The sequence below is a fragment of the Xanthomonas sp. MLO165 genome (assembly GCF_018831305.1).
Taxonomy (GTDB): domain Bacteria; phylum Pseudomonadota; class Gammaproteobacteria; order Xanthomonadales; family Xanthomonadaceae; genus Xanthomonas; species Xanthomonas arboricola.
Genome location: NZ_CP029263.1, coordinates 3094382 through 3109738, shown reverse-complemented (window position 1 = coordinate 3109738; position 15357 = coordinate 3094382). Strand labels below are relative to the sequence as shown.

Below are 15357 nucleotides of genomic sequence, written 5' to 3'. Positions count from 1 at the left end.
GCCCGGCCAGCCGGCGGGGCGATCGGCGGCTTACGCGGACGCGGCCATGCCGCTACCATCGCAGATCGCCACTTTCGGACCGCAGCGATGACCTGGACCACGCCCGATCTGTGTGACCGCTTTCCCGAGGTGAGCATCGCCGAACCGTTGTTCCGCTCCTATGGCGGACGTGCGGCATTTTCCGGGCCGATCGTTACCGTGCGCTGTTTCGAGGACAACTCGCGGGTGCGCGAGCTGGCCTCCACGCCTGGCGACGGCCGCGTGCTGGTGGTGGACGGGCAGGGCTCGTTGAAGCACGCGCTGCTGGGCGACCAGATCGCGATGCAGGCGGTCGCCAACGGCTGGGCCGGCGTGTTGATCCACGGCTGCGTGCGCGATGTGGAGATCCTGGCCACGCTGCCGCTAGGCGTGCTGGCGCTGGGCGCCTGCCCCCGCCGCACCGAGCGCCGCGATCTGGGTGATGTGGATGTGCCGGTGAATTTTGCCGGCGTGGCCTTCGTGCCCGGCCATTGGCTGTATGCCGATGGCAACGGCGTGTTGGTGGCACCGCTGCCGCTGTCGCTGGACAGTGCCGGCGGATCGACCTGAGCGAATGAGAGGACGTGCGACAGTGACCGTGAACCGATGGCTGAGTGGAGGCATGCTGATGCTGGCAAGCTTGGTGACGACGCAGGCGGCCGAGCTTCCCGCCGGCATGCAGCAGTTCGACGCGCAGATGGAACGCGTGCGCAAGCAGTTCGATGTGCCCGGCATTGCGGTGGCCATCGTCAAGGATGGGCAGGTGGTGCTGGAGCGTGGCTACGGCGTGCGCGAGATCGGCAAGCCTGCGCCGGTGCAGGCCGACACGCTGTTTGCGATCGCCTCCAACACCAAGGCCTTCACTGCCGCATCGCTGTCGATCCTGGCCGACGAGGGCAAGCTCTCGCTCGACGACAAGGTCATCGACCACCTGCCATGGTTCCGCATGTCCGACCCGTACGTCAGCGGCGAGATGCGTGTGCGCGATCTGCTCGCGCACCGCAGCGGCCTGAGCCTGGGCGCGGGCGATCTGTTGTTCTGGCCGACCACCAGCTACAGCACCGACGAAGTGGTGCAGCGCCTGTCCAAGGTGCCGCTGAAGGGCGGTTTCCGCGATCGCTACGCCTACGACAATATCCTGTATGCGGTGGCGCAGAAGGTGATCGAGCAGGTCTCCGGGCAGACCTATGCGGCGTTTCTGCAGCAACGCATCTTCGCCCCGGTGGGCATGCGCGGTACGCGCTTCAATGCCGACCATCTGCAGCCGGGCGACAACGCGGCCGTGGGCCATGCCAAGTACGACTTCACCGAGCTGCGCACGGTCGCGCCGCTGACTTGGTCCAACAACTCCGGTGCCGGCGGCATCTATTCCAGCGCGCACGACATGGCGTTGTGGATGAAGGTGCAACTGGCCGGCGGCGTCCTGCCCGATGGCACGCCGCTGTTTAGTGCCAAACGGCAGCAGGAGATGTGGTCGATGATCACGCCGATTGCGATTGCCGACCCGGCCGTGCCGGAGCTGGCAGCAGCACGCCCCAATTTTTCCGGCTACGGTGAGGGCTGGAGCCTGAGCGATTACCGCGGCCATCGGCTGGTATGGCACACCGGCGGCTGGCCGGGCATGGTGTCGCGGCTGACGCTGGTGCCCGACCAGCAACTGGGCGTGGTGGTGCTGACCAATCAGGAGATCGGTGCGGCCTTCAATGCGGTGACCCTGCAGGTGCTGGATGCATTCTTGCAGGTGCCGGCCACCGATTGGACCGCCGCCTATGCCAAGGCGGTGGCCAAGGCCGACGGCGATGCGGACACCAGCTGGAAGAAACATCAGGACGCACGCGCAGCGCGCTCCACGCCGTCGCTGCCGCTGCGCAGCTATGCGGCGACCTATCGCGACCCGTGGTACGGCGACGTGGTGATCCGTCAGGACGGCAAGCGCCTGCGCCTGCAGTTTTCCAAGACCGCGCAATTGATCGGCACGCTGGAGCATTGGCAGCACGACAGCTTCATCGTGCGCTGGGACGATCGCAGCCTGAATGCCGATGCCTTCGTCAATTTCGCGCTGACCCCGGATGGCGCGGTGCGCGAGATGCGGATGGAGGCGATCTCGCCGCTGACCGATTTCAGCTTCGATTTCCAGGACCTGGTGTTGACGCCGGTGGCAGCGGAGCAAACGGGACACAAGTGACACATCACTCGTCCTGCAAGCGGGGCACGGTCACTGCACGGAGCGTGTAGTGGCCGGCGGCCAGTGCAGTATCGGTGTGGCGTCCACACCATCCCCAACCGGTTGCAGGGCTTTCGGGTGTCATCTGCGCTGCAATGCGCGCTGCAGCATGCATTGATCACGGCGCGTGCCGGCAACCGGGCTCGGCGGGCATGCGTCACGTGGTCGGGCCTGCCGGTGCAGGCGGGCGTGCCGACGCCCGCCGGCGCGTTGGCGCCAGCTGCATGATGCTATCGCCGGCCGGCACGGCTCGTTATGATCCGCGCACTTCTCAGGGATGTTGCCCAACGCATGACCACTCCGCAGATGTCGGTGTATTTCTTCTTGCAGGCTGCGGTGATCCTGCTGATCTGTCGTCTGGTGGGATTGCTGGCCAAGCGGGTGGGGCAGCCGCAGGTGGTGGGCGAGATGATTGCCGGCGTGGCGTTGGGTCCGTCGCTGTTCGGCATATTGCTGCCGGATGTGCAGGCGGCGCTGTTTCCCAAGCAGACGCTGGACGTGCTGTATGTGCTGGCCCAGTTCGGCGTGGGCCTGTACATGTTCCTGGTCGGCACCGACTTCCGCAGCGATCATTTCCGCGCACGCTATCGCAGTGCGATGAGCGTGTCGCTGGCCGGGATCGCGGTGCCGTTCGCATTGGCCTTCGCGATGTGTCCGTGGCTGATCAACGTGGAGGGCTTGTTCTCGGAAAAGGCCAAGTTGATGGAGGCCTCGCTGTTCCTGGGCGCGGCCATTGCGATCACCGCCTTCCCGATGCTGGCGCGCATCATCCACGAGCGCGGGCTGACCAATAGCCCGTTGGGCACGCTCGCACTCACTGCAGGTGCGTTCGACGATGCGGCGGCCTGGTGCATTCTCGCCGTGGTGCTGGCCAGCTTCGGCGGCAGCTGGGGCAGCGCCTATCTGGCCATCGGCGGCGGCGTTGCGTATGCGGCGTTCATGATCTTTGTCGGCCGGCATCTGCTGCGTCGTCTCGAGCGTTACGTGGTGCAGGACCAACCGCTGAGCAATGGCGTGTTGGCAGTCGTCCTGATGCTGTTCTGCCTCAGCGCCTGGGCGATGGATGCGATCGGCATCCATGCAGTCTTCGGCGGCTTCCTGCTCGGCGTCTGCCTGCCCAGGGGCGCGTTGACCGAGAAGTTGCGCGAGATGATGCAGCCGTTCGTGGTGGTGTTCCTGCTGCCGATGTTCTTCACCTATTCCGGCTTGAAGACGCAGCTGAGCGTATTGCTGCAGCCGCAGATCATGCTGGCCGGCGTGGCGATTCTGGCCGCATCGTTCATCGGCAAGGGATTGGCCTGCTGGGCCGCCGCACGCATCACCGGCGAGAACAACCGCGATGCGATGGCGATCGGCTCGCTGATGAATGCACGCGGTTTGATGGAACTGATCATCATCAACATCGGGTTGCAGGCCGGCGTGATCGAACAAGGCCTGTTCTCGGTGCTGGTGCTGATGGCGATCCTCTCCACGCTGATGGCCACGCCGCTGTTCAACTGGATCATGCGTCGCCATGCCGACGTGACCGCTGCGATGCCGAGCCTGCAGCAACGTTGATGCTCGCAGCGGCCTGGCATGCCAGGCAGCCGCAAGCGCGGCGGCGCAACCGCGCCAACGCCTCAGCGCGACAACGGCAGTTGCACGCTGGCCAGCAACCCGCCGCCGGCGCGATTGCCCAGGATCAAGCGGCCATCGTGCGCCTGGCAGATGGCCGAGGCGATCGCCAGGCCCAGGCCGCTGCCACCGGAATGGCGCGCGCGTGAACTGTCCGCGCGCCAGAAGCGGTCCAGCAGGTGCGGCAGCTGCGCAGGCTCCACGCCGGGGCCGCGGTCGCCGAGCGTGACCAGCACATGCGCACCATCGCGGCGCAGCTCGATATCCAGCACCTTGCCTGCGGCGGCGTAGCGCAGTGCGTTGTCGATCAGGATGGAAAACACCTGTCCCAGGCGATGGCGGTCGGCGCAGACGCGTAGCCCGGAAGGTGCCGGCGCGGTGACCGTCGTCTGCAACGCGCGGATTGTCGGGCCTGCCCATTCCACCCGCTCGGCAATCAGCTCATGCAGATCGAAACTGTCCGGCTCCAGCACCAGCTGGCCGGCACGCGCCAGCGACACCAGATGCAGGTCGCCGATCAGCCGGTTGATCTGTTCCAGCTGGCGATGGACCAGGCGCAGCTGCTCGGGATCGCGCGGGAAGACCTCGTCCAGCATGCCCTGTACGCGGCCCATCGCTGCGTTGAGCGGGGTGCGCAGTTCGTGCGCCAGCATTGCGCTGGACTCGCGCAGTTCGCGTTCGTACTGCTGCAGTTTGCCGCCCATGGCGTTGAAGTCGTCGGCCAGCGCCGTGAGCTCGTCCGGTGCGCCTGCCACCACCTGCGCGCGTGCGCCGAAGTCGCCATCGCTGACCCGATGCGCGGCCCTGGCCACCTGGGAAAATTGCCGCGACAACGGACGCGATGCAAGCAGCCCGCAGACCAGGATCACCGGGATGGAGAGGGCGACCATGGCCCACAGCATCCACCAGTCAGGGTTGGCCAGCCCGGGCAGAAAATTTTCCACATCGTAGTACTGCTGCAGCAGTTGCCACAGACGTGCCTCGTTGGCGACCGGCTGTTCGCGCAGTTGTTCGATTTCGGTGCGGGCCGCCGCCGGCAGCTTGCCCAGGATCAGGCTGTCGCGCAGGTTGAAGTAGCACCACATGCCGAAGGCGATCACCACCACGGTCACCACTGCCAGTGCGCTCATCCGCACGCCCACCCACATCCACAGCGGCGCTTGCCGGCGCCAGGCGTTGAAGCGCCGCAGGGCATTCATTGGAAGCGGTATCCCACCGCGCGCACGGTGACCAGCACGCCGGTGATGCCGTGTACCTCCAGCTTGCGGCGCAGGTTGTGGATGTGCGAATCCACCACCCGTTCCAGTGCATCGCTGTCGGGCAGGCAGGCATCGAGCAGTTCGCTGCGGGTGAATGCCTTGAACGGCGTCTTGAGCAGGATGGCGAGCAGGTTGAATTCGGTCGGGGTCAGGTCCAGTGCCAGCTGAGTCCCGGCCGGGTCCTGCACGGTGGCCACCACTGCGGCCAGGTCCACACTCAGGCGGCCATGCCGCAGCGGCTCGCCCGGCGCACGCACCGCCACGCTTCGGCGCAGCACTGCATGGACGCGCGCCACCACTTCCTTGGGGCTGTACGGCTTGACCACGTAGTCGTCGGCACCATAGCGCAGTGCGCCCAGCTTCTCCGGCTCGTCGCCAATGGCGGTGACCATGATGACCGGCGTATCGCTGGCGCGGCGGATCGCCGACAGCACTTCGATACCGCTGAGCCTGGGCAACATCACGTCCAGCAGCACCAAATCCGGCGCCCACTGACGATGCAGGTGAATCGCCCGCTCGCCGTCTCCGGCGATGGCAACGTCGAAGCCGTCGCGACGCAGATAGGCGTCCAGGATGCTGGCGCTGTCTGCATCGTCTTCCACCAGCAGAACCTTTTTGCCTGTCATGGCGTGGTGCCCTGTCGTCTCGATCAAATCTGGATAATTCCCGAAAACAACCTGGACGCTGCAGGTCGAGGATGTCGGTCGAGATTGGCTCGTGTGCTCCGACATCATGATTCCACAAATGACCGCGCCTCGTTGTTTCCGCGCCCTGCGTAATGCGGCAATCGCCATGCTGCTGGGCGGCTGTTCATTGACGCCGACTTACCAGCGACCGGCGGTGACCGTGCCGGGCACCTTCGGCAGCCAGCAGGCGGTGGCCGCTGGGGAACCGAGCGAGCCGGTGGGGATCGAGCTGAATCTGCAGGAACGCGCGTTTGTGCAGGCGTTCGCACCGGATCGCGATCTGCGGCCGTTGCTGCAACGCGCGCTTGCGCGCAACAGCGACTTCCGTCGCGCCGCCTTGCAGGTGGAGCAGGCACGGGCGCAGTACCGCATCGAGCGCGCCGCGCGCGTGCCAAGCATCGGCGTGGGTGCACAACAGGTGCGGCAGCGCTTCGACGATCCGGCCCTGAACGCCCGCTACGGGCAGGATCTGGTCGTTGCCAACGCCGGCATCGGCAATCTCGAGCTGGACTTCTTCGGCAAGCTGCAGGCCATGTCCGAGGCGGCGCGGCAGCGCTATCTGGTCAGCACCCATGGGCGCGATGCGGCCCGGGGCGCGCTGGTTGCCGAGGTGCTGCGCGCCTACACCACTGAACGCGCAAGCAGCCAGGCGCTGCAGCAGCTGCAAGCAGCCGATGCCGACAGTGCTGCGCTGCTGGCCATCGCACAGCGGCAGTACCGGATCGGGCTGATCGCGCGCGACCAGCGCGATGGCCAGCAGCATCAGGCCGATCAGGCCCATGCCGCGGCCTTGCGGGGCGCCGACGACCACGCTGCGGCATTGCGCGCGCTGCAACTGCTGGTTGGCTACGACAGCTTGCCGGTGCCGGGCGACCTGCAGCGCATGATTGCCGCAGATACACCCAGCACGGCGTGGCGTGCGCTAGATTCCTCGTTGTTGCTGCAACGCCCGGACATCCAGCAGGCGGAGCTGGAACTGCGCGCGGCAAACGCCGACATCGGCGCCGCACGCGCCGCGTTCTTTCCATCGATCACCCTGAGCAGCAGCGTGGGCACCGCCAGCGATGGCTTGAACGGGCTGTTTTCCGCCGGCCACGGCATGTGGAGCTTCAGCCCGCAATTGAACCTGCCGTTGTTCGACGGCGGCCGCAACCGCGCCAATCTCGCGCTGGCGCAGCTGCGCCAGCGCGCCGATGTCGCGGCCTACGAACAGGCGATCCAGTCCGCCTTCCGCGAGGTCGCCGATGCGCTCGACGCGCACGCCACCCTGGCCGACTCCGAACCGCGTGCACGTGCGCAGGCCGAGCGTGAGCAATCGCGCATGACACGGCTCAGCAGGCGCGTGGACGCAGGCCTGGAAGATCGCACCACGCTGCTGACCGAGCGCCTGCGCGCCACGCAGGTGCAGCTGGATTACCTGACCACCGCACGCCAACGCCTGTTGAGCCGGATTGCCCTGTTTCAGGCGTTCTACGGCGTTTGCCTGCCATCCCTTTCCTGATCGCTGACGGAGATTTTCATGGCCATCCTGTTTTCCATGCAGCTGCCTCGTGACACCACACTGCGTGCCTGGCCGTTCGTTGCCAGCCTGCTGCTGCCATGCCTTGCGCACGCGCAGACCGATCTGACCGGCAGCTCGCGGTTGTTGGGCGACCACACCGATCTCACCGCGGGCGCGGCAGCGGTTGCGGCACCGCGGTATGCCGGCGCCGAGCGCGCGCGCGTGCAGGCCAACCCGGTGCTGGTGGTCCAGCGCGGCATGCTGTTCTTCGACACCGCGCGTGGCGCGGGTCTGCAGTTCCAGAGCGATTCCGGCTTCTATTTGTCGCAGTCGCTGTATTACGACCTGGGCCGCCTGCAACGCGACAGCGACTGGCGTCCGGGTTCGCGCGTGCTGGCCGGCATGGGCGATGTACCGGGGTCTCTCACCGCACGCACACTGGTGATGCAGCGGATCACGCCGTACATGAACGTCAACGCGGAAGCCGAATTCGCGCTCAAGCAGGACGCACGGCGCAACCGCTATCGCGCCGGCGTGGAGTTCACCCTGCTGCATGGCGCCAGCGACACGGTGACGCTGGATCTGGATGTGCATGCCGGCGATCGTCGCTTCAACCAGGCCTACTTCGGGGTCACCGACGCGCAGGCGGCGCGGACGCGCTGGCAGGCCTTCCATACCGGTTCCGGCGTGTATGCCGCCGCGGTGGGCAGCAGCTGGACGCATGCGCTGGGCGATCACTGGGCCACCACCGTGAGCGTGACCGGCACCCGCTATGCGGACAACGCCACGGACAGCCCGCTGGTTGCACGCCGCAGTTTTGTCGGCGGCACGGTTGCAGTGACCTACAGCCGCTGAGCGGCACATGGCAGGGGATAGCGTGATGATGGATGTTCTTCGCACCATGGTGTGTTGCGGTCTGTTGCTGGTGCTGGCCGGCTGCAGCCGGCCGGATGCGCCGGCGGCCGAGACCCCGCGGGCGGTCAAGCTGGAGCGCTTCGGCTCCGGCCGCGATGGGTGGCTGCAGGTGCCGGCAGTGGCGCGTCAGCAACAACGGGCCGAGTTGGCGTTCGAGAGCGGCGGACGCATCGCCGCCGTGCTGGTGGATGTGGGCGACCGCGTACAGAAAGGGCAGGTGCTGGCACGCCTGGATGCCGAGCCGCTGCAATTGCGCCAGCAGCAGGCCGACGCGAACCTGCGCGCGGCGATGGCGCAGTCCGGCGAGCGGCAGCTGCAACTGCGCCAGCAGCACGCCATGTTCGACGATGGTGCCAGTTCGGCGGCGACGCTGACCGCCGCCCGCGCGGCGGCGGATGCGGCAACCGCGCAACTGCAGGTGGCAAAGGCCGACCTGGCGCTGGCGCGGCGTGCATCGCGTCTTGGTGAGCTGCGCGCACCCTTCGATGGCGCCGTGGTCGCACGCCTGCAGCAACCGCAGGCCGATGTGGGGGCGGGGCAGGCAGTGTTGCAGCTGGAAGGGCAGGCGCATCTGCAATTGCTCGCCAATCTGCCGCCTGTTGCTGCCGCCGGGCTGACGCCTGGGCAGACCGTGCAGGCCACGCTGGCCGACGAGCCTGCGGTGCCGCTGACATTGCGCCTGCGCAGCCTGTCCAGCCGGCTGGATAACGGTGCCACTGCGCTGGCGATTCTGGAGGTGGTGCGCGCGCCGCACGCGATGCGCAGTGGCGACAGTGTGTTGCTGCAGTTGCCCGCGCAGGCTGCGAGCACGCCCAGCGTGCCGCTGTCTGCGGTACTGCCCAGGCTCAATCGCCAACGGGCCAGCGTGTTCGTGTATCAGCCGGCACAGCGGATCGTGCGCGAGCGCGCAGTCGAGCTCGGGTCGATCGTCGGCGGCCGCATCCAGGTCCGGCGCGGGCTGCAGGCCGGCGATCAGGTGGTCAGCGCAGGCGTGGGCTTCTTGATCGATGGCCAGCCGGTGGCGCCGTTGCAGATGCAGACGCAGCTGAGCGGAGGGCAGGCGCCATGATGCTGACCCGGATGGCGATGAGGTCGAGCCGGCTGACCTTGTTCGCGGCAGTGATGATCCTGCTCGGCGGCATCGTGGCGTTCGTCGGTTTTCCCTCGCAGGAAGAACCCTCGGTCACCGTGCGCGACACCATTGTGTCGGTGGCGTTTCCGGGCATGCCCAGCGAGCAGGTGGAAACCCTGTTGGCGCGCCCCCTCGAAGAGCGCCTGCGCGAACTGGCCGGCATCAAGCGCATCGTGAGCACGGTGCGGCCAGGCAGCGCGATCGTGCAGCTGACCGCTTACGACGATGTGCAGGATCTGCCGGCGTTGTGGCAGCGCGTGCGCGCCAAGGCCGCCGAGGCGGGTGCGCAACTGCCTGCGGGCACGCAGGGACCGTTGGTCGACGATGACTTCGGACGGGTGTCGGTGGCCTCGATCGCAGTCACCGCACCGGGCTATTCGATGAGCGAGATGCGTGGGCCGCTGCGGCGCCTGCGCGAGCAGCTTTATACCCTGCCTGGGGTGGAGCAGGTGGCGTTGTACGGGCTGCAGGACGAGCGCGTGTATGTGGCGTTCGATCGCGCGCGGCTGCTGGCGACCGGACTGAGCCCTGCCAGCGTGATGGCGCAGTTGCGCTCGCAGAATGTGGTGGCCTCCGGCGGGCTGGCGACGGTGTCCGGGCTGGCGATGACGGTTGCGACTTCCGGGGAGATACGCTCACCTGCCCAGTTGCGGGACCTGTTGCTGACCTTGCCGACACCCAATGCCAATGGCGTGCGCGAAGTGGCGTTGGGCGAGCTGGCGCAGGTACAGGTGATGCCTGCCGATCCGCCGGAAAGCGCTGCCGTCTACCAGGGCCAGCCGGCGGTGGTGGTGTCGGTCTCGATGAAGCCCGGCAGCAATATCGCCGACTTCGGCAAAACGCTGCGCGCCAAGCTGGGCCAGACCGCGCAGGAATTGCCCGCAGGTTTTGCGCAGCACGTGGTCACCTTCCAGGCCGACGTGGTCGAGCGCGAGATGGGCAAGATGCACCACGTCATGGGCGAGACCATCGTCATCGTCATGGCGGTAGTGATGCTGTTCCTGGGCTGGCGCACCGGCCTGATCGTCGGCGCGATCGTGCCGTTGACCATCTTCGCCTCGCTGATCGTCATGCGCGTGCTGAGCGTGGAGCTGCAGACGGTGTCGATCGCGGCGATCATCCTGGCGCTCGGCCTGCTGGTGGACAACGGTATTGTCATTGCCGAAGACATCGAACGCCGCCTGGTTGCCGGAGAACAGCGCCGTCAGGCCTGCATCGACGCCGGCCGCTCCCTGGCCACCCCGTTGCTGACCTCATCGTTGGTGATCGTGCTGGCGTTCTCGCCGTTCTTCTTCGGCCAGACCAGCACCAACGAATATCTGCGCTCGCTGGCTACCGTGCTTGGCGTGACCTTGCTGGGCTCGTGGCTGCTCAGCATCACGGTGACGCCGCTGCTGTGCATGTATTTCGCCAAGGCACATGTCGCACACGGCAGCGAACAGGAGCCGTCGCGCTTTTATCGTGGCTACCGCCGCCTCATCGAGCGCGTGCTGATGCACAAGGCGCTGTTTATCGCCGGCATGGTGGCGATGTTGGCGGCGGCGGTCGCGGTGCTGGTGTCGATCCCCTACGATTTTCTGCCCAAGTCCGATCGTCTGCAGTTCCAGATGCCGGTGACCTTGCAGGCAGGCAGCGATACGCGTGAAACCCTGCGCACGGTGCGCGCGCTGAGCCGCTGGTTGGCCGATCGGCGCGCCAACCCGGAGGTGGTGGACAGCATCGGCTATGTCGCCGATGGCGGCCCGCGCATCGTGCTGGGCCTCAATCCTCCCCTACCGGCGGCCAACATGGCGTACTTTACCGTGAGCGTGCGCCCAGGCACCGATCTCGATGCAGTGATAGCGCGGGCACGTGCGCATGTCCGCAGCCACTTCCCCACCGTGCGCGCCGAGCCGAAGCGGTTTTCGCTGGGCGCGACCGAAGCCGGGATGGCGGTGTATCGCGTGGTCGGCCCCGACGAGACAGTACTGCGCAGCAGCGCCGCTGCGATTGCAAAGGCGCTGCGCGCGTTGCCGGGCACCGTGGATGTGCAGGACGACTGGCAGGCGCGCATTCCGCGCTACGTGGTGCAGGTGGACCAGCTCAGGGCGCGGCGTGCCGGGGTGAGCAGCGAGGACATTGCGCAGGCGCTACAGGCGCGCTACAGCGGCGTGGATGCCTCGTTGTTGCGCGACGATGGCAGCTCGGTGGCCGTGGTCTGGCGTGGCAGTGCGCAGGAACGCGCCGCCGACGGCACACCTGGCGACACCCTGGTGTACCCGCAAGCCGGCGGTGCGCCGGTGCCGCTGGCGGCGGTCGCCACGGTGCTGCACGACAGCGAGCCGTCGGCGATCCAGCGGCGCAACCTGAGCCGTGCGATCACCGTGACCGCACGCAACCCGCAGTTGACCGCGACCGAGATCGTCGAGCGCCTGTCGGTGCCGATGGCCGCGCTCAAGCTGCCACCCGGTTATCGGCTGGAGATCGGTGGCGAGCTGGAGGATTCTGCCGAGGCCAACCAGGCCCTGCTCCAATACATGCCGCACGCACTGGGCGCGATCCTGCTGCTGTTCGTGTGGCAGTTCAACTCGTTCCGCAAGCTACTGATCGTGCTGTCGGCAGTCCCGTTCGTGCTGATCGGTGCGGCACTGGCCCTGGTGATCACCGGCTATCCGTTCGGTTTCATGGCGACCTTCGGCTTGCTGGCGCTGGCCGGCATCATCGTCAACAACGCGGTGCTGCTGCTGGAACGCATCGAAGCCGAGCTTGCCGATGGCCTGCCACGCCGCGAGGCGGTGATCGCCGCAGCGGTCAAGCGGCTGCGCCCGATCGTGATGACCAAGCTCACCTGCATCGTCGGCTTGATTCCGCTGATGCTGTTTGCCGGGCCGCTGTGGACCGGAATGGCCATCACCATGATCGGTGGCCTGGCGCTGGGCACGCTGGTGACGCTGGGCTTGATCCCGATCCTGTATGACCTGTTGTTCGGCCTGCGACTGCCGGCGCGTGCAGCGGGTGTGGCGTAAATCCGGGCGGGCGAGGGCGGCGGCGCAATGATGCTGGCGTGACGGTGGGCGGCATCGTCGATGCATGATCGCGCGACATGCCGCATATCGCATATCGCACACCGCATGGCGCAGCGCTGACGGAGCGGGGCCATGCAGGCGCGGGCCGCTGCCGCCATACTGGCGACTGAGAGACACGACCAAGACCCGATGAGCAAAGCCAAGAAGAAAGTTGCACAGCAGGCGGTACCCACGCCTGCGCCGGTATATCAGCTGCATGTTTCATTGGTGGACAGCGCGCCGTTGATCTGGCGCCGCGTGCTGGTGGCCGGAGCGCTGCGCCTGGCCACGCTGCATCGTGTATTGCAACCGCTGATGGGCTGGAGCGGTGCGCATCCGTACGAATTCGACCTGGGCGGCGGCCGCTACGGCGAATCCGGGCTGGATGTGCCGGAGCGGCCACGGCTCAAGCATGCTGCCCGGGTCAGCATCGAAAGCGCGGTGGGCGAGCTGGAGCGTTTCGACTATTTCTACGGTGCCGGCGCGGGTTGGCAGCACCGCGTCCAGGTCGAGGCGATCCTGCCGCCGGACGCGAGCCTGCGCGCGGCCCGTTGCGTGGACGGCGCCAATGCCTGCCCGCCGGAGAGCAGCGAAGGAATCGACAGCTACCAGGCCTTGCTGCGGATCATCGCCGACCCAGAGCATGCGCAACATGTGCAGGAGCTGGCCACCCTGGGCGGGCGCTTCGATCCGGGCCATTTCGATCTGGCCGAGGTCAACCGCCTGCTCGCACGTGTCCGCGAGTGAGCGCGACTGACGCCGCATGACCTGCAGTGACGCCCAGGCCATGCATGGCTTGGGCAAGCGAAATCGATCCGGTTGCCTGTTACGCGCATCGCAGCCTGCCGTGCAGGTGATGCTGCAGCAACCCGACGCCAGCGCCACTGCAGCTTGACGCGCGATCAGCTAGCCTGATCTCCCGGTTTTTCCCGAAAGTGTCTGCGATGTTCCGCTGGTTCGAATCCCTGATCGATGTCTTCCCGCCGATCGAGCGGGAAATGCCGCCGCGCAGCGTGTGGCGGTTCTATCTGCATTATCTGCGGCCTTTGTGGCCGATCCTGCTGGCCACGCTGATCGCCGGACTGCTGCTGGCCCTGGTGGAAGTGGCGATGTTCGACTTCCTCGGGCGCATCGTCGACATGCTGGCCGAGCGACCGGGAGCGGACTTCTTCCGCCGGCATGCCGGCGAATTGCTCTGGATGGCGGCGATCACGCTGGTGGCGCGGCCGCTGTTCACCGGGCTGCACAACCTGCTGGTCAACCAGGCGATCGTGCCGGGCCTGAGCAACCGCTCGCGCTGGCTGATGCACAACTACGTGGTACGGCAGAGCCTGGGCTTCTTCAACAACGATTTCGCCGGCCGGATCGCCAACCGGGTGATGCAGACCGGGACCTCGCTGCGCGAATCGGCGGTGCAGATGGTCGATGCGCTCTGGTACATCGTGGTCTATACCGGCAGCGCGCTGTGGCTGTTTGCGCAGGCCGACCCCTGGCTGATGCTGCCGCTGCTGATCTGGCTGGTGGTATATGTCGCGCTGATGGCGTTCTTCGTGCCGCGCATGAAGGCGCGCGCGTGGATCGCGTCGGATGCACGCTCCAAGGCCACCGGGCGCATCGTCGACGGCTACACCAATATCTCCACGCTCAAGCTGTTCGCCCATGCCGGCCGCGAACAGGCCTATGTGCGCGATGCGATCGACGAGCTGGCGGTGAAGCATCGCGGGCAGACGCGCGTGACCACCACGATGGATACTGCCATTGCGGTGGCCAACGGCTTCCTGATCGTGGGCACCTGCGGGCTGGCGTTGTGGCTGTGGAGCCGCGGCCAGATCAGCGTCGGCGCGATCACGCTGGCCACCGGCCTGGTGATCCGCATCCACAACATGTCCGGCTGGATCATGTGGACGGTCAACGGCATCTTCGAAGACATCGGCAGCGTGCAGGACGGCATGCAGACCATCTCGCAGCCGGTGCTGGTGCAGGACGCGCCCGACGCCGTGCCGCTGCAGGTGACACACGGCCAGGTGCAGTTCGAGCACATCCATTTCCATTACGGCAAGCGCGGCGGCGTGATCGCCGGGCTGGACCTGCAGGTGCGTGCCGGCGAGAAGATCGGCCTGGTCGGGCCGTCGGGCGCGGGCAAGTCGACCCTGGTCAACGTGCTGCTGCGGCTGTACGACCTGGAGCAGGGGCGCATCCTCATCGACGGACAGGACATCGCCCAGGTTACCCAGGAAAGTCTGCGCGGGCAGATCGGCCTGGTCACCCAGGACACCTCGCTCCTGCATCGTTCGATCCGCGACAACCTGCTGTATGGCAGGCCGCAGGCCAGCGACGCGCAGATGCTGGAAGCGGTACGCAAGGCGCGCGCGGAAGGCTTCATCGACACGCTGATCGATGGTGAAGGCCGGCGCGGATTCGCTGCCTATGTGGGCGAACGCGGAGTCAAGCTGTCGGGCGGTCAGCGGCAGCGCATCGCCATTGCGCGCGTGCTGCTGAAGGATGCGCCGATCCTGATCCTGGACGAGGCCACCTCGGCGTTGGACTCGGAAGTGGAAGCGGCGATCCAGGACAGCCTGGACGCGTTGATGGGCAACAAGACGGTCATCGCGATTGCGCACCGCCTCTCCACCATCGCGCGCATGGACCGGCTGGTGGTGATGGATGCCGGACGCATCGTCGAGACCGGGACGCATGCGCAACTGATCGCGCAGGGCGGGCTGTATGCACGCCTGTGGGCGCGGCAGACTGGCGGGTTTGTTGCGGCGGATGGGTGAGGTCGCTGTTTAGTGGGCTGCACAAACGTGCAACCACGGTAGCAACACGCCCCTCTCCTGCTGGGGCGCGGAGCGGGGGTTGGGGTGAGGGTACGGGGTGAAACCACTCGCTAGTTCCGGCCACGCCAGGCTTCGCCCGTACCCTCATCCGCCCCTTTGGGGCTCCTTCTCCCGAGGGGAGAAGGGG

General features: G+C 66.8%; 11 protein-coding genes. 9 read left to right on the top strand and 2 right to left on the bottom strand.

The features are described 5' to 3' along the window. Positions 1-87: 87 nt before the first annotated feature. The 3 genes from rraA to DGN21_RS13070 all read left to right on the top strand — a co-directional run bounded on the left by rraA (position 88) and on the right by DGN21_RS13070 (position 3799). The gene (gene rraA, locus DGN21_RS13080; RefSeq protein WP_024939752.1) at positions 88-588 is read left to right on the top strand and encodes a ribonuclease E activity regulator RraA; all 501 of its coding nucleotides are present in this window, start codon (positions 88-90) and stop codon (positions 586-588) included. A gap of 4 nt (positions 589-592) precedes the next feature. After that, on the top strand, positions 593-2203 hold the full coding sequence (locus tag DGN21_RS13075; RefSeq protein WP_252374662.1) for a serine hydrolase: 1611 nt from the start codon (positions 593-595) through the stop codon (positions 2201-2203). Positions 2204-2533: 330 nt separating this feature from the next. Continuing rightward, positions 2534-3799, top strand: a complete 1266-nt coding sequence (locus tag DGN21_RS13070; RefSeq protein ID WP_215824942.1) for a cation:proton antiporter — start codon at positions 2534-2536, stop codon at positions 3797-3799. Positions 3800-3861: 62 nt separating this feature from the next. Here the strand turns inward: DGN21_RS13070 and DGN21_RS13065 are convergent, their stop codons facing one another. After that, positions 3862-5055, bottom strand: coding sequence for an ATP-binding protein (locus DGN21_RS13065; protein WP_215824941.1), 1194 nt, complete (start codon positions 5053-5055; stop codon positions 3862-3864). Further along, positions 5052-5741 (bottom strand): response regulator, encoded by a 690-nt coding sequence (locus DGN21_RS13060; protein WP_047126829.1) that lies wholly within the window; start codon positions 5739-5741, stop codon positions 5052-5054. Before DGN21_RS13060 ends, DGN21_RS13065 begins: the two co-directional genes overlap by 4 nt. A gap of 118 nt (positions 5742-5859) precedes the next feature. Between DGN21_RS13060 and DGN21_RS13055 the strand changes: the two genes are divergently transcribed. The 6 genes from DGN21_RS13055 (at position 5860) to DGN21_RS13030 (ending at position 15170) form a co-directional block, all read left to right on the top strand. Further along, positions 5860-7302 (top strand): efflux transporter outer membrane subunit, encoded by a 1443-nt coding sequence (locus DGN21_RS13055; protein ID WP_237474871.1) that lies wholly within the window; start codon positions 5860-5862, stop codon positions 7300-7302. Positions 7303-7338: 36 nt separating this feature from the next. Next, positions 7339-8157: a MipA/OmpV family protein gene (locus DGN21_RS13050; RefSeq protein ID WP_311542206.1), complete on the top strand. Its 819-nt coding sequence runs from the start codon at positions 7339-7341 to the stop codon at positions 8155-8157. A 28-nt stretch (positions 8158-8185) separates the two neighbouring features. Further along, positions 8186-9286 carry an efflux RND transporter periplasmic adaptor subunit gene (locus DGN21_RS13045; RefSeq protein WP_237474870.1) on the top strand — a complete coding sequence of 367 codons (1101 nt, stop codon included), beginning with the start codon at positions 8186-8188 and terminating at the stop codon, positions 9284-9286. Then, positions 9283-12354 (top strand): efflux RND transporter permease subunit, encoded by a 3072-nt coding sequence (locus DGN21_RS13040; protein ID WP_126965929.1) that lies wholly within the window; start codon positions 9283-9285, stop codon positions 12352-12354. Before DGN21_RS13045 ends, DGN21_RS13040 begins: the two co-directional genes overlap by 4 nt. A gap of 189 nt (positions 12355-12543) precedes the next feature. Beyond that, the gene (locus DGN21_RS13035; protein WP_126965930.1) at positions 12544-13140 is read left to right on the top strand and encodes a plasmid pRiA4b ORF-3 family protein; all 597 of its coding nucleotides are present in this window, start codon (positions 12544-12546) and stop codon (positions 13138-13140) included. A gap of 197 nt (positions 13141-13337) precedes the next feature. After that, positions 13338-15170, top strand: coding sequence for an ABC transporter ATP-binding protein (locus DGN21_RS13030; RefSeq protein WP_126966139.1), 1833 nt, complete (start codon positions 13338-13340; stop codon positions 15168-15170). The last annotated feature ends 187 nt before the right edge of the window (positions 15171-15357 follow it).